This is a genomic window from Pseudomonas sp. B2M1-30 (assembly GCF_025447575.1).
Lineage (GTDB): Bacteria > Pseudomonadota > Gammaproteobacteria > Pseudomonadales > Pseudomonadaceae > Aquipseudomonas > Aquipseudomonas botevensis.
On record NZ_JAOEJT010000001.1, the window covers coordinates 354,502 to 378,822 of the forward strand.

Annotated in this window: 25 protein-coding genes and 1 other RNA gene; 11 read left to right on the top strand and 15 right to left on the bottom strand. The window is 62.6% G+C overall.

Annotated features, from left to right (window positions below):
* Positions 1–29: 29 nt before the first annotated feature.
* Positions 30–500 carry an Lrp/AsnC family transcriptional regulator gene (locus tag N8H74_RS01600; protein WP_217829334.1) on the bottom strand — a complete coding sequence of 157 codons (471 nt, stop codon included), beginning with the start codon at positions 498–500 and terminating at the stop codon, positions 30–32.
* 126 nt (positions 501–626) lie between these two features.
* Between N8H74_RS01600 and N8H74_RS01605 the strand changes: the two genes are divergently transcribed.
* Both N8H74_RS01605 and N8H74_RS01610 read left to right on the top strand, forming a co-directional pair.
* Positions 627–965 carry a hypothetical protein gene (locus N8H74_RS01605; RefSeq protein ID WP_262145956.1) on the top strand — a complete coding sequence of 113 codons (339 nt, stop codon included), beginning with the start codon at positions 627–629 and terminating at the stop codon, positions 963–965.
* Between the two features lie 91 nt (positions 966–1,056).
* Positions 1,057–2,841 carry a type II/IV secretion system protein gene (locus tag N8H74_RS01610; RefSeq protein ID WP_262145957.1) on the top strand — a complete coding sequence of 595 codons (1,785 nt, stop codon included), beginning with the start codon at positions 1,057–1,059 and terminating at the stop codon, positions 2,839–2,841.
* 3 nt (positions 2,842–2,844) lie between these two features.
* On the opposite strand, the gene N8H74_RS01615 is transcribed toward N8H74_RS01610, so the two are convergent.
* Positions 2,845–3,807, bottom strand: coding sequence for a hypothetical protein (locus N8H74_RS01615; protein WP_262145958.1), 963 nt, complete (start codon positions 3,805–3,807; stop codon positions 2,845–2,847).
* A gap of 157 nt (positions 3,808–3,964) precedes the next feature.
* Here N8H74_RS01615 and N8H74_RS01620 point away from each other — a divergent pair, with 157 nt between their 5' ends.
* Positions 3,965–4,285, top strand: coding sequence for a DUF2388 domain-containing protein (locus tag N8H74_RS01620; RefSeq protein WP_169843014.1), 321 nt, complete (start codon positions 3,965–3,967; stop codon positions 4,283–4,285).
* 55 nt (positions 4,286–4,340) lie between these two features.
* On the opposite strand, the gene gcvP is transcribed toward N8H74_RS01620, so the two are convergent.
* Complete coding sequence (gene gcvP / locus N8H74_RS01625) at positions 4,341–7,214, bottom strand: aminomethyl-transferring glycine dehydrogenase (RefSeq protein WP_262145959.1); 2,874 nt, start codon at positions 7,212–7,214, stop codon at positions 4,341–4,343.
* Between the two features lie 155 nt (positions 7,215–7,369).
* Here gcvP and N8H74_RS01630 point away from each other — a divergent pair, with 155 nt between their 5' ends.
* Positions 7,370–8,512 (top strand): DegT/DnrJ/EryC1/StrS aminotransferase family protein, encoded by a 1,143-nt coding sequence (locus N8H74_RS01630; RefSeq protein WP_262145960.1) that lies wholly within the window; start codon positions 7,370–7,372, stop codon positions 8,510–8,512.
* A gap of 54 nt (positions 8,513–8,566) precedes the next feature.
* Here N8H74_RS01630 and gcvH read toward each other — a convergent pair whose 3' ends face one another.
* From gcvH to N8H74_RS01675, 9 genes are all read right to left on the bottom strand, one after another.
* A complete protein-coding gene (gene gcvH, locus N8H74_RS01635) occupies positions 8,567–8,950 on the bottom strand; it encodes a glycine cleavage system protein GcvH (RefSeq protein WP_262145961.1) in 384 nt (127 codons plus the stop codon).
* Between the two features lie 48 nt (positions 8,951–8,998).
* Positions 8,999–10,081 carry a glycine cleavage system aminomethyltransferase GcvT gene (gcvT, locus tag N8H74_RS01640; protein ID WP_262145962.1) on the bottom strand — a complete coding sequence of 361 codons (1,083 nt, stop codon included), beginning with the start codon at positions 10,079–10,081 and terminating at the stop codon, positions 8,999–9,001.
* A gap of 156 nt (positions 10,082–10,237) precedes the next feature.
* Complete coding sequence (locus N8H74_RS01645; protein ID WP_262145963.1) at positions 10,238–11,854, bottom strand: iron ABC transporter permease; 1,617 nt, start codon at positions 11,852–11,854, stop codon at positions 10,238–10,240.
* 226 nt (positions 11,855–12,080) lie between these two features.
* The gene (locus N8H74_RS01650; protein WP_262145964.1) at positions 12,081–13,085 is read right to left on the bottom strand and encodes an extracellular solute-binding protein; all 1,005 of its coding nucleotides are present in this window, start codon (positions 13,083–13,085) and stop codon (positions 12,081–12,083) included.
* Between the two features lie 113 nt (positions 13,086–13,198).
* Positions 13,199–14,416, bottom strand: a complete 1,218-nt coding sequence (locus N8H74_RS01655) for a 2-octaprenyl-3-methyl-6-methoxy-1,4-benzoquinol hydroxylase (protein WP_262146238.1) — start codon at positions 14,414–14,416, stop codon at positions 13,199–13,201.
* 9 nt (positions 14,417–14,425) lie between these two features.
* Positions 14,426–14,911, bottom strand: coding sequence for a DUF4442 domain-containing protein (locus N8H74_RS01660; protein WP_217829324.1), 486 nt, complete (start codon positions 14,909–14,911; stop codon positions 14,426–14,428).
* Positions 14,904–16,091, bottom strand: a complete 1,188-nt coding sequence (ubiH, locus tag N8H74_RS01665; RefSeq protein WP_217829323.1) for a 2-octaprenyl-6-methoxyphenyl hydroxylase — start codon at positions 16,089–16,091, stop codon at positions 14,904–14,906. The genes N8H74_RS01660 and ubiH overlap by 8 nt, the downstream gene beginning before the upstream one ends.
* The gene (gene pepP / locus N8H74_RS01670) at positions 16,088–17,422 is read right to left on the bottom strand and encodes a Xaa-Pro aminopeptidase (protein ID WP_262145965.1); all 1,335 of its coding nucleotides are present in this window, start codon (positions 17,420–17,422) and stop codon (positions 16,088–16,090) included. Before pepP ends, ubiH begins: the two co-directional genes overlap by 4 nt.
* A 26-nt stretch (positions 17,423–17,448) precedes the next feature.
* Positions 17,449–18,003, bottom strand: a complete 555-nt coding sequence (locus N8H74_RS01675; RefSeq protein WP_262145966.1) for a YecA family protein — start codon at positions 18,001–18,003, stop codon at positions 17,449–17,451.
* A gap of 134 nt (positions 18,004–18,137) precedes the next feature.
* Between N8H74_RS01675 and N8H74_RS01680 the strand changes: the two genes are divergently transcribed.
* The 4 genes from N8H74_RS01680 to N8H74_RS01695 all read left to right on the top strand — a co-directional run bounded on the left by N8H74_RS01680 (position 18,138) and on the right by N8H74_RS01695 (position 19,557).
* Positions 18,138–18,347 (top strand): TIGR02449 family protein, encoded by a 210-nt coding sequence (locus tag N8H74_RS01680; protein ID WP_217829320.1) that lies wholly within the window; start codon positions 18,138–18,140, stop codon positions 18,345–18,347.
* Positions 18,344–18,661, top strand: coding sequence for a cell division protein ZapA (locus tag N8H74_RS01685; protein WP_217829319.1), 318 nt, complete (start codon positions 18,344–18,346; stop codon positions 18,659–18,661). The genes N8H74_RS01680 and N8H74_RS01685 overlap by 4 nt, the downstream gene beginning before the upstream one ends.
* A 30-nt stretch (positions 18,662–18,691) precedes the next feature.
* A non-coding RNA gene (gene ssrS, locus N8H74_RS01690) (6S RNA) lies at positions 18,692–18,870 on the top strand.
* Positions 18,871–18,951: 81 nt separating this feature from the next.
* Positions 18,952–19,557, top strand: coding sequence for a 5-formyltetrahydrofolate cyclo-ligase (locus N8H74_RS01695; protein WP_262145967.1), 606 nt, complete (start codon positions 18,952–18,954; stop codon positions 19,555–19,557).
* Positions 19,558–19,606: 49 nt separating this feature from the next.
* Here the strand turns inward: N8H74_RS01695 and N8H74_RS01700 are convergent, their stop codons facing one another.
* Positions 19,607–19,762 (bottom strand): hypothetical protein, encoded by a 156-nt coding sequence (locus tag N8H74_RS01700; protein ID WP_007911192.1) that lies wholly within the window; start codon positions 19,760–19,762, stop codon positions 19,607–19,609.
* 197 nt (positions 19,763–19,959) lie between these two features.
* Between N8H74_RS01700 and N8H74_RS01705 the strand changes: the two genes are divergently transcribed.
* Positions 19,960–20,412 carry an EVE domain-containing protein gene (locus N8H74_RS01705; RefSeq protein WP_262145969.1) on the top strand — a complete coding sequence of 151 codons (453 nt, stop codon included), beginning with the start codon at positions 19,960–19,962 and terminating at the stop codon, positions 20,410–20,412.
* A gap of 104 nt (positions 20,413–20,516) precedes the next feature.
* On the opposite strand, the gene N8H74_RS01710 is transcribed toward N8H74_RS01705, so the two are convergent.
* Complete coding sequence (locus tag N8H74_RS01710; protein ID WP_217829316.1) at positions 20,517–20,924, bottom strand: flagellar basal body-associated protein FliL; 408 nt, start codon at positions 20,922–20,924, stop codon at positions 20,517–20,519.
* A 150-nt stretch (positions 20,925–21,074) separates the two neighbouring features.
* On the opposite strand from N8H74_RS01710, the gene N8H74_RS01715 reads away from it, so the two are divergent.
* Both N8H74_RS01715 and glpT read left to right on the top strand, forming a co-directional pair.
* Positions 21,075–22,052 carry an NADPH:quinone oxidoreductase family protein gene (locus tag N8H74_RS01715; protein WP_217829315.1) on the top strand — a complete coding sequence of 326 codons (978 nt, stop codon included), beginning with the start codon at positions 21,075–21,077 and terminating at the stop codon, positions 22,050–22,052.
* 237 nt (positions 22,053–22,289) lie between these two features.
* A complete protein-coding gene (glpT, locus tag N8H74_RS01720) occupies positions 22,290–23,639 on the top strand; it encodes a glycerol-3-phosphate transporter (RefSeq protein WP_262145970.1) in 1,350 nt (449 codons plus the stop codon).
* Here the strand turns inward: glpT and N8H74_RS01725 are convergent.
* Positions 23,615–24,283, bottom strand: coding sequence for a gamma-glutamylcyclotransferase (locus N8H74_RS01725; protein WP_262145971.1), 669 nt, complete (start codon positions 24,281–24,283; stop codon positions 23,615–23,617). The genes glpT and N8H74_RS01725 overlap by 25 nt on opposite strands.
* Positions 24,284–24,321 lie beyond the last annotated feature (38 nt).

Here is a 24,321-nt window from a genome sequence, read left to right on the forward strand (position 1 = left end):
GGGGATTTTTCCCCTCGCCACGACAGTATTCAGCGCACTACCGGCAAACTGGTGGTGGACTTGATCTCCGACAACGCGACGATCGAGTTCACTTCCTGAATCCCCGGCACCAGCGACAGCTTCTCGAAGAAGAACCGCTCATACGCCTCGATGTCCGCTGCCACGATGCGCAGCAGGAAATCCACCGCCCCCATCAGCACGTAGCACTCCAGCACCTCAGGAAAACCGCGAATCGCCTCGGTGAATTCGGTGAAGTTCGAACGACCGTGGGCGTTAAGTTTGATTTCGGCGAAGATCTGCGTGTTCAGGCCGATTTTCTTGCGATCGAGCAAGGTCACCTGCCCGCGAATGATCCCCTCCTCCTTCATCCGCTGAATCCGCCGCCAGCACGGCGATTGCGACAACCCCACCTGCTCGGCGATCTGTGCGCTGGACAGGGAAGCGTCCTCTTGGAGCAAGGCGAGAATGCGGCGGTCGTAGCTGTCCAGCTCGCTGTGCATAAATAATCCTCAGAAATAGCATTTATCGAATTGATCTGTTCGATCAACCGCCAAAGTTGCCCATCTTAGATAAGAAATACCCGGCATCGAATGTAAAAATTTCTCCACTGACCCTGGAGCCGCGCCATGCCCCACCTCGAAGCCGTGAACACCCCCTCGCCCCGCGCCGATGTGTGGAACGTCAGCAATGCCCATTGCCGCGCGCAATACCGGATTCTCGCCGAGGCCGAGCCGGATCTGTTGGTGCGAGTGCTGAACCTGTTCGCCTTGCAGTTCCTCACGCCCGAGCAGGTCAGCGTGCAGCGGCTGGACGATCTGTTGTCGGTCGACATGATCATCGACGGCCTGAGCTGGCACCGCGCCCAGGTGATCGGGGAAAAACTTCGTAACCTGATCAGCGTCTGCTCGGTCGATCTGCAAAACGCCGACACGGCGTGGGTTGCATCGGCGCAAGTGGCTGGCTGACAAATCCCGAAACGGCTTCCGTCGGGTAGTGGCCCAACGGTCTGCGAGGCCACGACTATCCTTTGCGCAATGTCGCCAAAAAGGAGCCCGCATGTCCGTTCAATTCGCCACTCAGGACCGCTGGCTGGATCTCAATGATGTACTGCGTGAACTGGTCGCCCAGGGCTTTATCTGCCAGGACTCGGCGGAGCAGGCGCTGAATGCGCGTCGCCGGCATGCCGCCCACGGGCAGCTGCATCCGCTGGAGTTCATCGCCAGTCAGCAACTGGATGACCTCAGCCGGCCGGGCAAACACCTCGACCTGGAAAGCCTGACCCTGTGGCTGGCGCAACAGGCCGGGCAGCCGTACCTGCGGATCGACCCGCTGAAGATCAACGTCGCCGCCATCACCCCGCTGATGTCCTATGCCTTCGCCCAGCGCCACAGGATTCTGGCGGTGGCCGTCGACCGCGACTCGGTGACCGTTGCCAGCGCCCAGCCCTACGTCAGCGGCTGGGAGGCCGATCTGACCCACGTGCTCAAGCTGCCGATCAAACGGGTGGTGGCCAACCCGGCGGACATCCAGCGTTTCAGCGTCGAGTTCTTCCGCCTCGCCAAATCGGTCAGCGGCGCCAGCAACGCCGACCAGCAGGGCGGCAACCTCGGCAACTTCGAACAGTTGCTCAACCTCGGCGCCAGCGATCAGGAGCCGGACGCCAACGACGCGCACATCGTCAACATTGTCGACTGGCTGTTCCAGTACGCCTTCCAGCAGCGCGCCAGCGATATCCACATCGAACCCCGGCGCGAACAAGGCACGGTGCGCTTTCGCATCGACGGCGTGTTGCACAACGTCTATCAATTCCCGCCGCAAGTGACCATGGCCATCGTCAGTCGCCTGAAAAGCCTCGGCCGGATGAACGTCGCCGAGAAACGCAAACCCCAGGACGGCCGGGTCAAGACCAAGACCCCGGACGGCGGCGAGGTCGAACTGCGGCTGTCGACCCTGCCCACCGCGTTCGGCGAAAAAATGGTCATGCGGATCTTCGACCCCGAAGTGCTGCTCAAGGACTTCGATCAACTGGGCTTCTCCGCCGACGACCTGCGCCGCTGGCAGGACATGACCCGCCAGCCCAACGGCATCATCCTGGTCACCGGGCCGACCGGGTCGGGCAAGACCACCACGCTCTACACCACGCTGAAAAAACTGGCGACCCCGGAAATCAACCTTTGCACCATCGAAGACCCGATCGAAATGGTCGAGCCGGCGTTCAACCAGATGCAGGTCCAGCACAACATCGACCTGACCTTCGCCGCCGGGGTACGGGCGCTGATGCGGCAGGACCCGGACATCATCATGATCGGCGAGATCCGCGACCTCGAAACCGCCGAAATGGCGATCCAGGCCGCGCTCACCGGGCACCTGGTGCTGTCGACCCTGCACACCAACGATGCGCCGAGCGCGATCAGCCGTCTGCTGGAGCTCGGCGTGCCGCACTACCTGATCAAAGCCACGGTGCTCGGTGTCATGGCCCAGCGTCTGGTGCGCACGTTATGCCCGCACTGCAAGGCGCCACTGACCCTCGCCGAAGAAGACTGGCAAACCCTGACCCGTCCCTGGCAGGCCCCGCTGCCGGGCAACGCCCAACGGGCCATCGGCTGCCTGGAATGCCGCGATACCGGTTATCGCGGACGCGCCGGGGTCTACGAAATCATGCAACTGAGCGACAGCCTCAAGGCATTGATCAGCCCCGACACCGAACTCACCGCGATCCGCCGCCAGGCCTTCAAGGAAGGCATGCGCAGCCTGCGCCTGTCCGGGGCGCAAAAAGTGGCGGCGGGGCTGACGACGATTGAGGAAGTGCTGCGGGTGACGCCGCAGAGCGAGCAGAAATAACCGCTACCAGTCGGACGCCTTCAGTTCGGCATCGGGCTTGATCCACAGCACGATGCCATCGGTCATCCGTTGCTGAATCGAATGCTCGACCTCAAGCGTCTCGCCGGTGCGCACGTTTCGCCCGGCGTAGTAACGATCCGAACGGAACACCAGAGTGTGCGGCGTGCTCTGACCGACCCGCATGCCTGCCGGGTATTGCCACTCACCCAAGGTCATCGGTTGCGTCAACTGCGCCTTCCAGTTCAAGAGCTGGCGCTGGACATTCAACCTGACCTCCACATTCTTCAACGCCAAGCCATTGATGGACATCGCCTCTGCTTGCCCCCAATGGCTCAAAACATAGCCGGTGTCCAACCTGTAAACCTGGCTGTCGGCGGGCCAGACAACCCCGGCAACCTGTGTACCGGCCACCAACTCACAACGGTTGAATTGCCAAAGATCCGGTTGCAGTCGAGCCGACACCTCGAAGTTCATGGTCAGGCGGCTGCCCGCCTTGCACGACCAACCCTGCACAAGCTGATCCCCGGCAAGTTTCATCTCCACCTCGGAACCGCGAAACCGCAGCGTCGTGACTGACAGGCCCGCGACTGTATGTGGCGCAACAAACTCAGCCTCGGTGAGACTGGCGGCGGCATGAGCAGAAGGCCGGCCACGCTCGTCCAGCGGTTCGGGAGTTTCCAGATGCAACGTGGCGCCAGCGGGCAGTGCCAGCCCCTCGACTTGAAGGGCATGAGCGAGTTTCGGATGACGCCGCTGGTTATCGTGATAGCTGGTAATGACCTGATACAGGGTCACACCGACAACGCTGATACAGACCAGCGAGAGCACACTTGTCTTGCGCGGATGACGCAGCAACGCGCCACGCCAGCCCGGCACGCAGAACATGATCAAAAGCATCGGCAGGCCAATGAATCCGACCAGCAGTAGTGTCCATCCGACGATGTAGACGAGAGCAATGATGGCCAAGGTTGCATCCATGCGAGAAAAGACATGCCCCATGGTGCCAAACCTGGCGCCGTGTCTCTAGCGTTGGTGTGTCCCTCAGCCTCAAGACCGGGCAGTCACGGAACTCGATTGGGGAAATGACGATCCAACGCCGTAGTTAACCCAGCGGAGTCACCCCATCATGCGTCTCAAACTTGCTGTCGCCACCCTGGCCTTGTTGTCCCTGCCCGTCGGTTCGGCCATGGCCGACAGCTTTTGGCGTAACGTCATCTCGTCCGGTGCGACCACCGGTTCGACTTACCTGACCTTCAAGGATCACAAACTGATCGTCGCCGCACAGGACGATGCCGGCAGTTTCGTCGCCAGCGACGGCGGCATCCGTGGCCCGTACCTGGAGGCCGCGATGCAGAAAGTCCGCGCCGACAATCCGGGCCTGCAGGCGACGGACATGGAACTGGCGAACGCGATCCTGGCGAAGAACGCCGTGGCTTCCGAGTAAGCGTTTCCCGCCGTATAAAAAATGCCGCTCAATCGAGCGGCATTTTTTTGCTCGCCTAACGGTAATCGTCCACCGGCACACAAGCGCAAAACAGGTTGCGGTCGCCGTAGACGTTATCCACGCGATTCACTGCCGGCCAATATTTATGCGCCTTGGTGTGCGCATCCGGGGTCACGCCCTGTTCGATGCTGTAGGGCCGTTCCCACACCCCGGTGATGTCCGCCAGGGTGTGCGGCGCACGCTTGAGCGGATTGTCTTCGGCCGGCCAGTTGCCGTTCTGCACTTCGGTGATTTCCGCACGGATGCTCAGCATCGCGCCGATGAAGCGGTCCAGCTCCGCCTTCGATTCGCTCTCGGTCGGCTCCACCATCAAGGTGCCCGGCACCGGGAATGACATGGTCGGCGCATGGAAGCCGTAATCCATCAGGCGTTTGGCGACGTCTTCCTCGCTGATCCCGGTCAGTGCCTTGAGCGGACGCAGATCGAGAATGCATTCGTGGGCCACCCGCTCGTTGCGCCCGGTGTAGAGCACGGGAAAGGCACCGGACAGATGCTGCGCCAGGTAATTCGCCGCAAGGATCGCCACCTCGCTGGCGTCCGCCAGTTGCGGCCCCATCATGGCGATGTACATCCAGCTGATCGGTAAAATGCTCGCGCTGCCCCAGGGCGCGGCGCTGACGGCGCCGTTCTGCGGTTGCGGCCCGTCGATCGGCACCACCGGATGATTGGCGACGAACGGTGCCAGGTGCGCCCGCACCCCGATCGGCCCCATCCCCGGCCCGCCCCCGCCGTGGGGAATGCAGAAGGTCTTGTGCAGGTTCATGTGTGAGACGTCCGCGCCGATGTCCGCCGGCCGGGCCAGGCCGACCTGAGCATTGAGGTTGGCGCCATCCATGTACACCTGACCGCCGTGCTTGTGGATAACTTCGCAGATTTCGCTGATGCCCTCCTCGTACACCCCATGGGTCGACGGATAGGTCGCCATCAGACAGGACAGCTTGTCGCCCGCGTGCGAAGCCTTGGTCTTCAGATCCTCCAGATCGACGTTGCCGGCCTCGTCGCATTCGACGATCACCACGCGCATCCCGGCCATCTGCGCCGAAGCCGGGTTGGTGCCGTGGGCCGAGGACGGAATCAGGCAGATGTCGCGCCCGCCCTGCTGACGGCTTTCGTGATATCTGCGGATCGCCAGCAACCCGGCATATTCGCCCTGAGCCCCGGAGTTGGGCTGCATGCAGATCGCATCGAAGCCGGTGATCGCGCACAGCCAGCGCTCCAGTTCCTCGATCATCAAGGTGTAACCGACAGCCTGTTCCCTCGGCACGAATGGGTGCAGGTTGGCGAAGGCCGGCCAGGTGATCGGGATCATCTCGCTGGAGGCATTGAGCTTCATGGTGCAGGAGCCGAGCGGGATCATCGACTGGTTGAGCGCCAGATCCTTGTTCTCCAGTTGCTTGAGGTAACGCAGCATCTCGGTTTCGCTGTGATGGGCGTTGAACACCGGATGGCGCAGATACGGCGTGCTCCTTTGCAGGCTGGCCGGAATCCCGGAAACCAGCGCCTCGGCATCAAGTTCGTCGACGTTCAGCCCATGATCGGCACCCAACAGCACATCAAACAGTCGCCCGACGGTGTGTTCGTCGCAGGTTTCATCAAGACTCAGGCCGAGGCGACCGCGCCCGAGAATGCGCAGGTTGATCTGCGCGGCTTTGGCGCTTTCGATGATCGCGGTTTGCGCCCCGCCGACCTCCAGGGTGAGGGTGTCGAAGAACTGCCGGTTGATCCGCTGGATGCCATGCCGCTCAAGGCCCGTCGCAAGAATGCAGGTCAGCCGATGCACCCGCTGGGCGATCCGCTTCAGGCCTTCCGGCCCGTGGTAGACGGCGTAGAAACTGGCGATATTCGCCAGCAACACCTGCGCGGTGCAGATGTTCGAATTGGCCTTCTCCCGGCGGATGTGCTGCTCGCGGGTTTGCAGGGCCATGCGCAGCGCCACGTTGCCACGGGCATCTTTCGAGACACCGATGATCCGCCCCGGTATCGCCCGTTTGTATTCCTCGCGACTGGCGAAAAACGCCGCGTGCGGGCCGCCATAACCCATCGGCACGCCAAAGCGCTGGGACGACCCGAACACCACGTCCGCCCCCAACTCGCCCGGCGGGGTCAGCAACAGCAGGCTCAGCAGGTCGCTGGCAACGCAGGCCAGCGCCTGTTGCGCATGCAGGTGGTCGATCAGCGGCTTGAGGTCATGGACCTCGCCATGGGTGTCGGGATATTGCAGGAGCGCGCCGAACACCTGATGGTGCTTCAGCTTGTCCAGCGCATCGACGATCAGCTCGAAGCCAAAGCCTTCGGCGCGGGTCCGTACCACGGAAATGGTCTGCGGATGGCAGTTTTCGTCGACGAAGAACAGATTGCTTTTCGACTTCGCCACGCGCTTGGCCAGAGCCATGGCTTCTGCCGCTGCCGTGGCTTCGTCGAGCAATGAGGCGTTGGCCAGTTCGAGGCCGGTGAGGTCAATGGTCAGTTGCTGGAAGTTGAGCAGCGCTTCGAGCCGGCCCTGGGCGATTTCCGGTTGATAAGGCGTGTAGGCGGTGTACCAGCCGGGATTTTCCAGCACGTTGCGCAAAATCACGGTCGGCGTGAGGGTGCCGTGGTAGCCCATGCCGATCAGGCTGGTCCAGAGCTGGTTCTGCTCGGCATAACCGCGCAACTTCGCCAACGCAGCCTGCTCGTCGAGAGCCGGTGGCAGGTCCAGCTCGCGGTTGAGGCGAATGCCCGGCGGCACCGTCTGCTCGATCAATTCGACCCGGCTGCCCAGCCCGAGGCTGTCGAGCATCGCCTGTTGCTCGGCGGCGTCGGGGCCAAGGTGACGGCGCAGGAAGGCATGGGGATCGCGTAACTGGCTCAGGGACGGCAACTGGGACATGACGGGCTCTCTCTTGGCTGGCGCTCGGCGTCAATGCAACACGGTCAAACCAGCATAGCAGCCGATATCGGCGCACACGGCTTGGCGCTCGACGCATTCCGGGCCATGCTGTGAGGCCTGCCTCGGGCGTCCAACCAGCGGATGATCACGTTTTCATGAGCCAACAGCCCTTTCTGCCGTTTTCCAAACCCGTTATCGATGAAGCCACGATTGCTGCCGTGGGCGATGTGCTGCGCTCCGGCTGGATCACCAGTGGTCCCAAGGTCCAGGCCTTTGAAGCGCAGCTCTCGGCGTATTTCGGCGGGCGTCCGGTGCGCACGTTCAACTCCGGCACCTGCACCATGGAAATCGCCCTGCGCATCGCCGGCATCGGCCCGGGCGACGAGGTGATCACCACGCCGATTTCGTGGGTCGCTACGGCCAACGTGATTCTTGAAGTCGGCGCCACGCCGGTGTTCGCCGACATCGACCCGGTGACCCGCAACATCGACCTGGATCGCCTGGAAGCGGCGATCACTCCCCGCACCCGCGCCGTGATCCCGGTGTACCTCGCCGGGCTGCCGGTGGACATGGAGCGGCTGTACGCCATCGCCCGCCGCCACAGCCTGCGGATCATCGAAGATGCGGCACAGGCGCTGGGGTCGAGCTGGAACGGCCAGCGCATCGGTGCCACCGGCGACTTCGTGTCCTTCAGTTTCCAGGCCAACAAGAACGTGACCTGCTCCGAGGGCGGCTGTCTGGTACTGAACACGCCGGAGGAAGCGCGACTGGCGGAGAAGTACCGCTTGCAGGGCGTTACCCGCAGCGGTTTCGATGGCCTGGACGTCGACGTGCTGGGCGGCAAGTTCAACATGACCGACGTCGCGGCGACCATCGGCCTGGGGCAGTTTGCCGACATCGAGCGCCTCACCGCCCATCGCCAGGAGCTGGCCCGTCACTACTTCAAGTGTTTTGGCGACGATTTCGAAGCGACGTACGGCGCACAACTGCCGCCAGCAGACTTCACCCAGAGCAACTGGCATCTGTTTCAACTGGTGCTGCCGGAGCGCGCGGACGGCTTGCCGGCACGGGCGACGTTCATGGAGCAGATGCAGGCCCGGGGCATCGGTATCGGCTATCACTACCCGCCGATTCATTTGCTCAGCCTGTACCGCGAACGCGGTTTCAAGGAAGGCATGTTGCCGGTGGCGGAGCGGGTCGGGCGGCTGATTGTGTCGCTGCCGATGTTCACCACCATGAGCAAGGAAGATGTCGAGCGCTCGGTGGCGGCGGTCAAAGCGGTCTTGCGCGACGCCTGACAGCGCCCACAAAAAAGCCCCGACGGATCGGGGCTTTGCGGTGTGGCGTGCAGCTTACTCGCCGATTTCAGCCTTGTAGCCGGCCGCGTCGAGCAGCTTGTCCAGCTCGGACTTGTCGCTTGGCTTGAGTTTGAAGATCCACGAATCATACGGCTCGGAGTTCAGCAACTCAGGCTCGGCGCTCAGGTCCTCGTTGACCGCGATCACTTCGCCGCTGATCGGCGAGTAGATATCGGAAGCGGCCTTGACCGACTCGACCACGCCAGCCTGGTCGCCAGCGCCAAAAACGTTGCCCACTTCAGTCAGCTCGACGAACACCACGTCACCCAGCGCTTCCTGCGCGTGGTCGCTGATGCCCACGGTGACGGTGCCGTCGGCTTCCAGACGTGCCCATTCATGACTTGTGGCATAACGCAGTTCGGCTGGGATATCGCTCATGTTCGGTGTCCTCGAGAAATTGTCAGCGGTCGTACCCGCCGGAATAGGTTAGATCAACGTTTTGCCGTGACGGACGAAGGTCGGTTTGACCACCCGCACCGGGTACCACTTGCCACGGATTTCCACTTCGGCGCGGTCGGCAGTCGCCATCGGTACACGCGCCAGGGCAATCGACTTGCTAAGCGTAGGAGAGAAACTACCACTGGTGATCTCCCCTTCGCCAACATCGGCGATCCGGACCACCTGATGAGCGCGCAAAACCCCGCGTTCCTCAAGCACCAGACCGACCAGTTTGTGCTGCACACCCGCCGTCTGTTCCGCCTCCAGCGCGCTGCGCCCGATGAACTGGCGCGAGGCCGGCTCCCAGGCGATGCTCCAGGCCATGTTCGAGGCCAGCGGCGAAACGTCTTGATGGATGTCCTGGCCGTAGAGGTTCATGCCGGCTTCGACCCGCAGGGTATCGCGGGCACCGAGGCCGATGGGGGAAATACCCGCGCCCACCAGATCGTTGTAGAAACCGGGAGCCTGGCTGGCCGGCAGGACAATTTCCAGACCGTCCTCGCCGGTGTAACCGGTGCGGGCAATGAACCAGTCGCCGTCGGCCTGACCTTCGAAGGGTTTGAGGAACTGGATCAGGGCGGCGCGGGACTGGGTCACCAGTTCGGCCACCTTCTGGCGTGCGTGCGGGCCTTGAATGGCGAGCATCGCCAGTTCGGAGCGCTCCTGAATCTGCACCTCGAAACCACCGCGATGGGCTTCGATCCAGGCCAGATCCTGATCGCGGGTGGAGGCGTTGACCACCAGTCGGTAACCGTCATCGAGACGGTAGACAATCATGTCGTCGACGATGCCGCCGCGCTCGTTGAGCATCGTGCTGTACAACGCACGGCCGGGGCGGTGCAGGCGCTCGACGTCGTTGGCCAGCAAATGCTGGAGCCAGGCCTTGGCCTGGTTGCCGGTGACGTCGATCACGGTCATGTGGGAAACATCGAACACCCCGCAATCGCGGCGCACCTCATGGTGTTCCTCGACCTGCGAGCCGTAATGCAGTGGCATGTCCCAACCGCCAAAATCGACCATCTTCGCGCCGAGGGCGAGATGCAGGTCATACAGAGGCGTACGCTGTCCCATGGGTTTCTCCTTCCGGGCGTGGCGAAGGCGCGGACAGCCGCTGCAAGGGATGAAAGCCGTGAAATAGAAGGCTTTCAGCCGAGCTCAGCGAACGGGTCTGTCAGACGATCCGCACCGAATGCCGCGCATTGTAGCCGCATGATTCAGGACTGACGACTAAGTGTTTCGGTGCGCTGAGCGACGGATCAGGCCGATGACCGGAAGCAGTCCGACCAGAACCAGCGTCAGCGCCGGCAGCGACGCCCTCGCCCATTCGCCTTCGCTGGTCATTTCAAAGATCCGCACCGCCAGTGTGTCCCAGCCAAACGGGCGCATCAGCAAGGTTGCGGGCATTTCCTTGAGCACATCGACGAACACCAGCAACGCCGCACTGAGCGTGCCGGGCAACAACAGCGGCAGATACACTTTGAAAAACAGTCGCGGCCCACTGACACCCAGACTACGTGCCGCTTCAGGCAAAGATGGCCGTATACGCGCCAGACTGCTTTCCAGCGGCCCATAGGCGACCGCAACGAAACGCACCAGATACGCCATCAACAGTGCCGCCAGACTGCCCAGCAGCAACGGTTTGCCCGCACCGCCCAGCCAGCCCGAGAGCGGGATCACCAGTTGCCGGTCGAGATAACTGAAGGCCAGCATGATCGACACCGCCAGCACCGAACCCGGCAACGCATAACCGAGATTGGCCAGACCGACGCCGGAGTTGATTGTCGGTGTCGGCGCCAGGCGCCGGGCAAATGCCAGCAGCAAGGCAACGCTGACGGTAATCAACGCCGCCATCGCGCCCAGGTACAAGGTGTGCAGGATCAGCCCGGCGTAGCGCTCATCCAGATCGAAACGCCCGCGTTGCCAGAACCACACCACCAGTTGCAGCAGCGGAATCACAAAGGCGCAGGCGAACACCAGACCACACCAACTCATGGCCGCCAACGCCTTGAGCCCGCGCAGGTGATACAGCGCCTTGACCCGTGGCCGCTCGTTGCTCGCCCGGTTCGCTCCACGCGCCCGGCGCTCGCCGTACAGCACCAGCATCACCACCAGCAGCAACAGGCTCGCCAGTTGCGCCGCGCTCGACAGGCTGAAGAAGCCATACCAGGTCTTGTAGATCGCGGTGGTGAAGGTGTCGAAGTTGAACACCGACACCGCGCCGAAATCCGCCAGGGTTTCCATCAGCGCCAGCGCCACGCCAGCCCCGATGGCCGGACGCGCCATTGGCAGCGCCACCCGCCAGAACGCCTGCCACGGCGACTGACCGAGAACGCGCGCGGCTTCCATCAGACCCTTGCCCTGAGCGAGGAACGCGGTGCGCGCCAGCAGGTAAACGTAGGGATAGAACACCAGCACCAGAACCAGAATCACCCCGCCGGTGGAACGCACCCGTGGCAGCCTCAAGCCGCTGCCGAACCATTCGCGCAACAGGGTTTGCACCGGGCCGGCGAAGTCCAGCAGGCCGACGAACACGAATGCCAGCACATAGGCCGGAATCGCGAATGGCAGCATCAGCGCCCAATCGAGCCAGCGCCGTCCGGGGAATTCGCAGAGGCTGGTGAGCCACGCGAGGCTCACGCCGAGCAGGGTCACCCCAACTCCGACGCCGAGCACCAGGGTCAGGGTGTTGCCCAGCAGGCGCGGCATCTGGGTTTCCCACAGGTGCGACCAGATCTGCTGATCGATGGTTTGCCAGGACAGCAGCAGAACGCTGAGGGGGAGCAGCACCAATGCGGCGATGGCGAAGACGATGGGATACCAGCGGCGCTGGGCGGGGTGGGCCACTTTTAGAACTCTGGAGGGATGTAGGTGTTCTTGGTTTTTTGTTTCAGGTCAGGATTGTCGCCCTCTCCCGGAGGAAGAGGGGACTGACCGAAGTGTTCTTGCGGACTACGCCGACCTGCTACATCGAGCCGAACTCAAGTCTCGACCCAAATCGGCGCCCTCTCCCCCCGGGAGGGGGCTGGGGTGAGGGCTACGATCTCAAGCGAACACCGCAAGCGAAAAATACTCAGTTCCACCCCGCCCGATCCATCATCCGGATCGCCTCGGCCTGGCGCTTGCCCGCCACTTCCACCGGCAGGGTATCGGCCACGAACTCACCCCACGCCGCCACTTCCGCCGAAGGCTTCACCGCCGGATTGGCCGGGAACTCCTGGTTCACGTCGGCGAAGATTTTCTGCGCCTCAGGCGTGGTCATCCACTCCACCAACGCCTTGGCCGCTTGCGGGTGCGGTGCATGCCTGGTCAGGCCGATACCCGACAGGTTGACGTGGACCCCGCGATCCGCCTGGTTCGGCCAGAACAGTTTGACCGGCAGATCCGGCTTCTGCTGGTGCAGGCGGCCGTAGTAGTAAGTGTTGACGATACCGACGTCGCACTGGCCGGCATTGATCGCTTCCAGCACCGCGACATCATCGGAGAACACGTCAGTGGACAGGTTATTGACCCAGCCCTTGAGGATCTTCTCGGTTTTCTCGGCGCCGTGGGTTTCGATCATGGTGGCGGTCAGCGACTGGTTGTAGACCTTCTTCGCCGTGCGCAGGCACAGGCGACCTTCCCAGTTCTTGTCGGCCAGTGCTTCGTAGGTGGTCAACTCGCCCGGTTTCACCCGTTCGGTGGAGTAGGCGATGGTCCGCGCGCGCAGGCTCAGGCCGGTCCAGGCGTGAGTGGACGAGCGATATTGCAGGGGAATGTTGGCGTCGATGGTCTTGGAGGTGAACGGCTGCAGAATGCCCATCTGCTCGGCCTGCCAGAGGTTGCCGGCATCGACGGTCAGCAGCAGGTCGGCGGTGGCGTTTTCGCCTTCGGCCTTGATGCGCTGCATCAGCGGCGCTTCCTTGTCGGTGATGAACTTGATCTTCACCCCGGTTTTCGCGGTGTAGGCATCGAACACCGGTTTGATCAGTTCATCGATGCGCGAGGAGTAAACCACCACCTCGTCGGCGGCCTGGGCGACGGTGCTGCCAATCAGGGTCAGGGCCAGTGCGGTCAGAAGACGCTGGAGTGCCAACATGGGAGTGGTCTCTCGGTCGGGAAATGTGGCCCAAATGATAAGGACTCACATTTACCAGCTCAATCGAACACTTTTCGAAGGCGTTACCAGATGTTGCATGACCGGAAAAACGCTCAGGCCCTGGCAAGCGCCGGCAGGTCACCGGTCAATCCCAGCGCCTCGCGCACGAACAACGCCTTGGCCTCGGGCATCTGCTCGACCATCTTCAGCCCGGCATTGCGCAACCAGCGCAGCGGCAGCGGATCGGCCTGGAACAACCGCTCGAAGCCCTCCATCGCCGCCATCAGCGCCAGGTTGTGCGGCATGCGCCGACGTTCGTAGCGGCTCAGCACTTTCACCTCGGCCAGGCGTTCGCCGCGCTCGGCGGCTTGCAGCAGCACTTCGGCCAGCACGGCGGCATCGAGGAAACCGAGGTTCACCCCCTGCCCGGCCAACGGGTGAATGGTGTGCGCGGCGTCGCCGATCAACGCCAGGCCTTCGGCGACGTAGCGCTTGGCATGACGCTGGCGCAGCGGCACGCAGAGTCGCGGGTCGGCGCTGACGACGTCGCCCAGGCACCCTTCGAACGCCCGCTCCAGCTCACCGCAGAACGCCGCCTCGTCCAGCGCCATCAGGCGCTCGGCCTCGCCCGGCGTGGTCGACCAGACGATCGAACACCAATCCTGCTGACCGTCGCGCTCCAGCGGCAGAAACGCCAGTGGCCCGTGATCAGTGAAGCGCTGCCACGCCGTCATCCGGTGCGCCTTGGTGCTGCGCACGCTGGTGACGATGGCGTGATGCAGGTAATCCCACTCGCGGGTGGCCACGCCGGTCAGGCGGCGCACCGCCGAATTGGCGCCGTCCGCCGCGATCACCAGCGGCGCGCGCAGCTTGCGACCGTCGGCGAGGGTCAGCAGCCAGTCATCGCCGGAGCGGCGCATCTGCTCCAGTCGCGCATTCGGCAGCAGGCCCATGTCGCAGTCGTGCAGACGTTCGAGCAAGGCGTCCTGCACCACGCGGTTTTCGACGATATGGCCGAGCACGTCGGCATGCACGCTGCTCGCCGAAAAGTGAATCTGGCCGGTGCCGCTGCCGTCCCACACATGCATGTCGGTGTACGGGCTGCTGCGACGTTTGGCGATGCCGTCCCACACACCGAGGCGCTCGAGAATCCGCTGGCTTGCCGCCGACAGGGCACTGACCCGAGGCTCGAACGGTGCCTGGGCATCGAATGGCTTGACGCTCAACGGGCTGCCGTCGAGCAGCAGGACTTCCAGCCCGCTGCCCTGCAACGCCAACGCCAGGGCACTGCCCACCATGCCGGCTCCGACAATCAGCACATCTGCGCGCATTTCCATGCTTTAAGCCTGTCTCGCTTGCGGCTTGAGCCGCACGTAAAGGGTTTTGCCGACGCGCGCCACCAGGTTGCCGGCGCCGTCATGAATGTCGACCTGCAACTGCGGCAGGTACTTCTCGCCATTGGCGGTCTGCCGGCGGATCTCGTCGAGCAGGGTGTCGTCGATGTTGAACCGGGCGAACACCGGGCCTTTGCCCGGCGCAATGAAGTCGATGTCGGCGGCCTTGTCCCAGACGATGTAGCGCGACCCGAGGTTCTCCATCAGCATCAGCATGTAGAACGGATCGACCATCGAATACAGGCTGCCACCAAACTGAGTGCCGACATAATTGCGGTTGTACCAGCCCAGCCCCATCGACACCCGGATGTCGCGAAAGTCATCACTGATGTGCCGCACCCGCACACCGGCACCGAAGTATGGCGGGTAGAACGTCATCACCCAGCGCATCAGCTGCGCCTTGCCGAAGGTGCGGATCAACCACTTATACATCCGACCGCGTCCCCAGTCCCATGGCCTGGCGGGCGAACCAACGCTTGGCCGGTGGTAACAAGTCGAGGCCGAGCAGGCCGATATTGCGCCCCAGGGATACCAGCGGCTGGGTGCTGCCAAACAGCCGGGTGACCTGATCGGAGAAACCCACGGTCAGGTTCTGGTCCAGGCGCTGGCGCTCGCGATACGCCTGCAACGTGGCGAAGTCGCCCAAGGGTTTGTCGCTGGCCAGCAACGCCGCCGCCAGCGCATCGGCATCGCGCAGGGACAGGTTGAAGCCCTGCCCGGCAATCGGATGCAGACTGTGCGCGGCGTTGCCGAGTACCGCCAGATGCGAGCGCACCTGTTCCTCGGCTTCCACCAGCGACAGCGGATACAGATGCCGCGCGCCAACCTGTTTCAGCGTGCCGAGGCGATAACCGAATACCCCCTGCAACTCACTGAGGAAGTCGCGCTCGCTCAGATCCGCCAGCCGCTGCGCGTCCATCCCCAGACGGGTCCAGACCAGCGCGCAGCGGTTTTCCGGCAATGGCAGCAACGCCATCGGACCTTCATCGGTGAAACGCTCGAAGGCCATGCCGTTGTGCGCTTCGCTCGGGGTGATGTTGGCGATCAGCGCACTCTGGTTGTACGGACGCTTGCGCACGTTGATGCCCAATTGCTCGCGCAGACCGGAGCGCCCGCCATCGGCGAGCACCGCGAGGTCGCACTCGACCGTGGTTTCATCGTTGAGGATCAGGCGATAGCCGTCGGGCAGCGGCTCCATGCGCGTGACTTCCGCCGGGCAGCGCCAGCTGATCACGTCCTTGTCGATGTGCTGCCACAGGCACTGGCCGAGCCAGGCGTTTTCCACCACGTAGCCGAGGGCCGGCACGCCCTCTTCCATCGCCGACAGTCGGGCGGTGGAGAAGCGTCCACGGTCGGACACGTGAATCTGTTTGATCGGCTCGGCGCGGCGGGAGATTTCCTGCCACACGCCGAGGCGCTGATAAATCTGTCGCGAGCCGAAGGACAGCGCCGAAGAGCGCGCGTCGTAGCTCGGTTGCCAGCTGTTGCCGGGGGCGAACGGCTCGATCAGCACGATCTTCCAGCCGCGCGCCTTGGCCCCGGCCTGCAAGGCCAGCGCCAGACTGGCACCGACCAGGCCGCCACCGATGATTGCCAGATTGACCCGACTCATGCCGCGTGTGTCCGTGCCTGCGCCATCAGCGCCTCGATCTCGGCGACGGTTTTCGGCACACCGCCGGTCAGGATTTCACAACCGCTCTTGGTCACTACCACGTCATCCTCGATGCGCACGCCAATGCCGCGCCATTTCTTCGCTACGTTCTGATTGTCCGGGGCGATGTAGATACCCGGCTCCACGGTCAGCGCCATGCCGACTTCCAGCACCCGCCATTCGCCGCCGACCCTGTACTCGCCGACATCGTGTACATCCATGCCCAGCCAGTGGCCGGCGCGGTGCATATAAAAAGCCTTGTAGGCTTCGCTGGCGATCAACTCGTCGACGTCGCCCTGCAACAGGCCCAGCTTCACCAGCCCGCCGGTAATCACCCGAACCGTGGCTTCGTGCGCCTGGTTCCAGTGCTTGTTCGGCGCGATCTCGGCGAACGCGGCTTCCTGGGAGGCCAGCACCAATTCGTAGATCGCTTTCTGCTCGGGCGAAAACGTGCCGTTGACCGGCCAGGTGCGGGTGATGTCGCTGGCGTAGCAGTCGATCTCGCAACCGGCGTCGATCAGCACCAGGTCGCCGTCTTTGAGCAGCGCGTCATTCTGCTGGTAATGCAGGATGCAGCTGTTGCGCCCGGCGGCGACGATCGAACCGTAGGCCGGCATCTTCGCCCCGCCCTTGCGGAATTCGTAATCCAGCTCGGCTTCGAGGCTGTACTCGTAGAGCCCGGCACGACTGGCCTGCATCGCCCGGATATGGGCCTGGGCCGAGATTCGCGCGGCTTCGCGCATCACCTTCACTTCCGCCGCCGATTTATACAGGCGCATGTCGTGCAGCAGATGATCCAGGGCAACGAATTCGTTCGGCGGCTGGGCGCCGAGGTGCGCCTTGGAGCGGATCACGTTGATCCAGTCCATCAAGTGGCGGTCGAATTCCGGGTTGCTGCCCATCGCCGAATACACCCGGTCGCGGCCTTCGATCAGGCCCGGCAGGATGTCGTCGATGTCAGTGATCGGGAAGGCGTCGTCGGCGCCGTACTCACGGATCGCGCCTTCCTGTCCGGCACGCAGGCCGTCCCACAGTTCGCGCTCGGCGTTGCGCTCACGGCAGAACAACACGTATTCGCCATGTTCGCGGCCGGGCATCAGGACGATGACGGCCTGCGGCTCGGGGAAACCGCTCAGGTACTGGAAATCACTGTCCTGGCGATAGACGTGCTCGACGTCACGATTGCGGATCGCAACGGCGGCGGCGGGCAGGATGGCGATGCTGTTGGGTACCATCTGCGCCATCAGGGCCTTGCGGCGACGGCTGTATTCCGCTTTCGGGATATGAATCATGGGCAGATGGCGTTCCCTGGCATCGATCAGTGCAGCGACGGTTTGGCCGGCGCTTCGTCGGTCTTCTTGGTTTCGGTGAACAGCAGCAGCGGCGCGACGCGCAGGTATTCCATGACTTCCATGTAGTCGTTTTCGCCGTCGTCGGACTCTTCGAGCGCGTCCTGAACCTGGGAAATGGCCGCCAGATCCTGCAGCACTTCGTTCGCCTCGTCGCTCAGCGCGTAGGAGCGGCGGGTCAGGCCGAAACCGGTGAGGAAGCCCTGGCACCACTGGCCCAGCGCGGCAGCACGCTCGGTGAGCGGCGCATCGTCGGTCGGCAGCAGCAGAACCACGGCCATGTCATCGCCGGTCAGCTCACCCTTGACCATTTCTTGCAGGCCGATCAGGGCGTTGCGTACGTTGTCCGACGGTTCGCCTTCGAGCAGCTCGGCGGCATCGGCCAGCCAGCTGTCGTGTTCAAAACCGGCGCCGGCGCAGCTGCGGCCGAGCAACAGGCCGTGCAGTTCGGCAGGCGAGACAGGATGGCCGCTGGAAGTCAGCAGGGTGGCGAAGGCTTGGTATGGAGAATTCTGAATGGGCATGGGCAGCTAGGCGCCAGACGGCGCTATGTCTAGAATGAAGGCCTTGTATCCTACATCGACAGACTCGCCAAGACTATTAAAGGCTGTCCGCCCGCCGGGCGCCTGCCGCCCATCAGACGAATTCAGTGGACACAATGGAAGACACCGACCTGCAAGCGCTGATGGCCAGACTCGAAAAGCTGATTACCCGAGTCGAGCAACTAAAGAGTCAAAACGCACTCTTACAAGCTCAGGAAAAGACCTGGCGCGAGGAACGCGCTCACCTCATTGAAAAAAACGAAATCGCCCGGCGTAAGGTCGAATCGATGATTTCGCGCCTCAAGGCCCTGGAGCAAGACTCATGAGTTCAAGCAATAGCGTTACCGTGCAGATCCTCGATAAAGAATATTCGATCATCTGCCCCCAGGAAGAACGCAGCAATCTGGTCAGCGCCGCCCGTTACCTGGACGGCAAGATGCGCGAGATCCGCAGCAGCGGCAAAGTCATCGGTGCCGACCGCATTGCCGTGATGGCCGCGCTGAACATCACCCATGACTTCTTGCACAAAGCTGACAGCCCGGATATCCAGGCCAGCAGTTCGACCCGCGAACAGGTGCGAGACTTGCTCGATCGTGTCGATCTGGCCCTGGCCGACGACACGGATGTCAGCAAAGGCTGATTCGCCGGGCCGCTTGAGGTATACTCGCCGCACTCCCTGGGGTGCTTGCCAGTTGACGATGTCCCTGAGCCGATTTGCACTACCCTGGGGGTTGCACGTTGGGCTGGTGTGCATGTCCGCCAGACGGAAAGCCTTAAAGCCTACTGCATCCTCCACCTTGAACTCTCGGGTTCAAGGGCTAAGTCGACAGCGGCTCATCCGGGGAGCCTGATTCGAATCCGATGCCGGTGCATGCCGGCATCGGATTTTTTATGCGTACGTTTTCGCACCCATCCTGCCGAAGCCGAACCATGACCGAACCTGCGTTGCTGCCCCGCCCTCAACTGCGCCGCCTGCTGCGCAAGGCCCGCCGTTCGCTGACCCCGAGCGAGCAACGCCAGGCCGCCCAAGGCCTGTACAAACAACTGGCGCAACACCCGCAGTTCCGCCGGGCGAAACACATTTCCCTGTACCTGCCCACCGACGGTGAAATCGACCCGCGCCTGTTGCTGCGCGCCGCCCAGCGTCGGGGCAAGGCCACTTACCTGCCGGTTCTCAGCGCCTGGCCGCGAACCAAAATGGTCTTCCAGCGCATCCGGCCAGGGGAAAAGCTAAAACCCAACCGCTTCCGGATTCTCGAACCGCGAGTCAGTCTGGCCCGTCAGCGCAAGATCTGGGCACTGGATCTGGTGTTGTTGCCATTGGTGGGGTTTGACGACGTCGGTGGCCGTCTGGGAATGGGCGGCGGGTTCTACGACCGCAGCCTGGCGTACCTCTCCCGCCGCCAGAACTGGCGCAAGCCGACGCTGTTGGGCCTGGCCCATGAATGTCAGAAGGTCGAACGTCTGGCGCAGGCCAGTTGGGATGTACCGTTGCAAGGCACGATCACCGACAGGGCATGGTATTTCGCGGGATAGGCTTACGGGACAAGGCGTCACTCGAACGGCGACGCCGGGAGGGCAGTGTTCAGCGCTTGAAGGCTGTCGACTGTTGTACTTGTTGCGCCACTTCAATCGGAGCATCGGCCTTGTTCGCCCACAGGCTTTGCGCATAACCGGTGGTCACGACGCCCAGGCCAAACAAAATAACCAAAGTCCACAGCAAATCCGGTTTGCGTTTCATCGATTGCCCCCCTCAAGGCACATCATCACGATGACAGCAGCGGTTTCCATTCGTAGGCCGTGCAGCAGCGTCAAGCAATAAAGGCCGGCATTTTGCGGCAACGTGACCCAACGCGCAAATGCTGGCGCCAACCGACCGTCGGTTTGTCATAAAATTGCCCGACAACTTGCCCAACCACCCCGCGAGGAGCAAAAACCATGGCCTACTGGCTGATGAAATCCGAGCCCGACGAACTCTCGATCAAAGGCCTGGAAAAGCTCGGCAAGGCGCGCTGGGACGGCGTGCGCAACTATCAGGCGCGCAATTTCCTGCGGGCGATGGCGGTGGGGGACGAATTCTTTTTCTATCACTCCAGTTGCCCGGAACCAGGAATCGCCGGCATCGGCCGGATCGTCGAAGCGGCGTACCCGGATCCGACGGCGCTGGAGCCGGAGAGTCATTACTTCGACCCCAAGGCCACGGCGGAGAAAAACGCCTGGAGCGCCATCGATGTCGGCCACGTCGAGACGTTTGCCCGGGTTTTGAAGCTCGATTACCTGAAACAGCAGACCGCACTGGCCGAGATGCCCCTGGTGCAGAAGGGTTCGCGGCTGTCGGTGATGCCGGTGACACCGGAGCAATGGGCAACGGTGATTGCCCTCAAACCCTGAGCCATGGTCTGGGCGAAAGAAGGCTTTCGCGAGCAAGCCCGCTCCCACAACAACCGGTGAGAGCGGGCTTGCTCGCAAATGGGCTCGCCCGGACAGCAGAAGCCTTACTGAATGATCAGGTTGTTGAACAACAGATCCTCGACCACCGGTTTGCCGGTTTCGTCATTCATCACTTGCTGGGTCTGCTTCAAGGCTTCCTGACGCAGTTTTTCCTTGGCCTCGACACTGTTCATGGTCTCGGTGGTCTGCTGGGCGAACAGCGCCACCAGTTGATTGCGAATCAGCGGCTCGTTGGCCTTGACCAGCTTGGTCGCCTCGTCGCCCGTCACGCGCAACGCCACGTCGGCCTTGTAGACCTTGAGTTTCGGTGTGCCGTCCAACCCGTAGTTGCCCACGAACGGCGGGCTCAGGGAGATGTAGTTGACCTTCGGCGCTTCGCCTTCTTTGGCTTCTTCGGCCAGCGCTGCCACAGGCAGAGACAGGGCCAGTAACAACATGATCCACGCTTTCACAATTCGCTCCTTATCCGGTTTGCGGCCTAGCATAACGACCCGCCGCGCAAGCACAAGCTTATGGCTGACTATCAGGCCCGGGCATGCTCGTTGACCGGTCGACCGCCACACCTACACTTATCGGCCATCACTCCCAAAGGAATAGCCCTGATGAAAGCCGTGCTGTGCAAAGCCTTCGGCCCTGCCGAATCGCTGGTGCTGGAAGACGTCGCCAGTCCTGTCGCGAAGAAGAACGAAATCCTGCTGGAGGTTCACGCTGCCGGGGTCAACTTTCCCGACACGCTGATCATCGAGGGCAAATACCAGTTCAAACCACCCTTCCCGTTTTCCCCGGGTGGTGAAGCGGCCGGCGTGGTCGGCGCGGTGGGTGAAAAGATCAGTCATCTGAAAGTCGGCGACCGGGTCATGGCCCTGACTGGCTGGGGCAGCTTCGCCGAGCAGGTCGCGGTGCCGGGCTACAACGTGCTGCCGATTCCACCATCGATGGATTTCAACACCGCCGCCGCGTTCAGCATGACCTACGGCACGTCGATGCACGCCCTCAAACAACGCGGCAACCTGCAGCCGGGTGAAACCCTGCTGGTATTGGGTGCATCCGGCGGCGTTGGCCTGGCGGCGGTGGAAATCGGCAAAGCCATGGGCGCCCGGGTGATCGCCGCCGCCAGCAGCGCGGAAAAACTCGCGGTAGCCAAGGCGGCCGGCGCCGACGAACTGATCAACTACAGCGAAACCAGCCTCAAGGACGAAATCAAACGCCTCACCGACGGCCAGGGCGCCGATGTGATCTACGACCCGGTCGGCGGCGACCTGTTCGACCAGGCCATCCGTGCCATCGCCTGGAACGGCCGCCTGCTGGTGGTCGGCTTCGCCAGCGGGCGGATTCCCGAACTGCCGGTCAACCTCGCCCTGCTCAAGGGGGCGGCGGTCCTCGGCGTATTCTGGGGTTCGTTCGCCCAGCGTCAGCCTCAAGACAACGCGGCGAACTTCCAGCAACTGTTCGGCTGGTTCGCCGAGGGCAAGCTGAAACCGCTGGTATCGCAGGTGTATCCGCTGAGCAACGCAGCCCAGGCGATCAACGATCTCGGACAGCGCAAGGCTGTGGGCAAGGTGGTGGTGCAGGTGCGCTGAATCGGACGGGCGATCCGGGCTCCTGCACAAGGGTCCGGATCGCGCTCCTGCTCCTCTCCACGCAGATATGTAATGTTTCCCACAACGTCCTGCTCTTACATCTGAGCGACATGTTCATAAAGGAACGCTCGACTTCCAACATTTCCGCTGTTTTGCCGATGGGAAGCGGTGCTATTTTCGGTAACGAAACTGTAACATTCGCATCCGCAGTCAAAACAAGAAATCTGGAGCTCTTGAATGTTTGCTTTCTTTCGACCTGCCGCACATCAGGCTCCCCTGCCTGAAGAAAAAATAGACAGTACCTACCGACGCCTGCGCTGGCAGATCTTCGCCGGTATCTTCTTTGGCTATGCGGGTTACTACCTGCTGCGCAAGAACTTCTCCCTGGCCATGCCGTACCTGATCGACGAGGGCTACAGCCGTGGCGACCTGGGTCTGGCGATGTCGGCCATCGCCATCGCCTACGGTCTGTCCAAGTTCCTGATGGGCCTGGTGTCCGACCGTTCCAACCCGCGTTACTTCCTGCCATTCGGTCTGCTGGTATCGGCCGGGGTAATGTTCATTTTCGGTTTCGCGCCATGGGCCACGTCCAGCGTGACCATGATGTTCATCCTGCTGTTCATCAACGGCTGGGCCCAGGGCATGGGCTGGCCGCCGAGCGGTCGCACCATGGTCCACTGGTGGTCGCAGAAAGAACGTGGCGGCGTGGTGTCGGTGTGGAACGTGGCGCATAACGTCGGCGGCGGTCTGATCGGCCCGCTGTTCCTGCTCGGCATGGGCCTGTTCAACGACTGGCACGCGGCGTTCTACGTGCCGGCGGCGGTAGCCCTGGCGGTGGCGGCGTTTGCCTTCATCACCATGCGCGACACCCCCCAGTCGGTCGGCCTGCCACCGATCGAGAAGTACAAGGACGATTACCCGGAAGGCTACGACGCCAGCCACGAAGATGAATTCAGCGCCAAGGAAATCTTCGTCAAATACGTGCTGCGCAACAAAATGCTCTGGTACATCGCCATGGCCAACGTCTTCGTCTACTTGCTGCGCTACGGTGTGCTGGACTGGGCGCCGACCTACCTCAAGGAAGCCAAGCACTTCGACGTCGACAAGACTTCGTGGGCCTATTTCTTCTATGAGTGGGCAGGCATTCCGGGCACGCTGCTGTGCGGCTGGATGTCGGACAAGATCTTCCGTGGCAACCGCGGCCTGACCGGCATGGTGTTCATGGCGCTGGTGACCGTGGCGACTCTGGTCTACTGGCTGAACCCGGCCGGCAACCCGACCGTCGACATGATCGCGCTGTTCTCCATCGGCTTCCTGATCTACGGCCCGGTGATGCTGATCGGCCTGCAGGCGCTGGAACTGGCACCGAAGAAAGCTGCCGGCACTGCGGCGGGTTTCACCGGCCTGTTCGGGTATCTGGGTGGTTCAGTCGCGGCGAGCGCGGCGATGGGTTATACCGTCGACCACTTCGGCTGGGACGGCGGTTTCGTGCTGTTGGTAGGCGCTTGCCTGCTGTCGATGGCCTTCCTGGCCCTGACCCTGATGCACAAGCAAGCTGCCAGTCAGAGCCGCGAAGCGATCGCCTGATCGGCTTTTGATTTACAGCGCTTGAGCCGCGCCTCCAGATTCCGGTCTGGCATGGCGTGGCTGCGCAGGGCGTGGGCGGTCTGCTCGACATAGTCGCGCGTCGTGCCGTAACGCCCGCAAGCGCTTTCGAACACCTGGCTCAGCACATGATCCGGCAAGTTGCCGGCATAGCTGGGCAGGTGCCGCTCCAGGACAAATCCCAAAGCCTGAACCTGGCTGCCATCTTCGAGACGGCAGTTGAGCCAGTGTGGCCGATAGGACGGCACCGGCATTTCGCGTTTCCACAATGCGTACAGCGCGCTGTCGAGATTGTCTTCCGGCAGGCGGTAGGCGAACCCGCTGCATGAACCGCCACGATCCAGACCGAACACCAGCCCCGGCATTTCCGGCGTCCCTCGGTGCTCGTGGGACCACAGATACAAGCCGCGATGATAGCCATGCACCCGACCGCGCACCCGCTCCACCGCCGTGCATTCCGGCCGCCAGATCAACGATCCGTAGGCGAACAGCCACACCGGCCCGCCCTTGTGGCGCGCCATGGTCGATTGCATGGAAGCGAGAAGTTGTTCGTGGGTCAGCTGCGCCCCGAGATCAAGCCTTGGAGGGTAAGCCAGGTTCAGAAAAGCGTTTTCGATGGCACTCATGGCGAATAGCGTTCAGCTCCCCGCGGGTGAAGAATTAC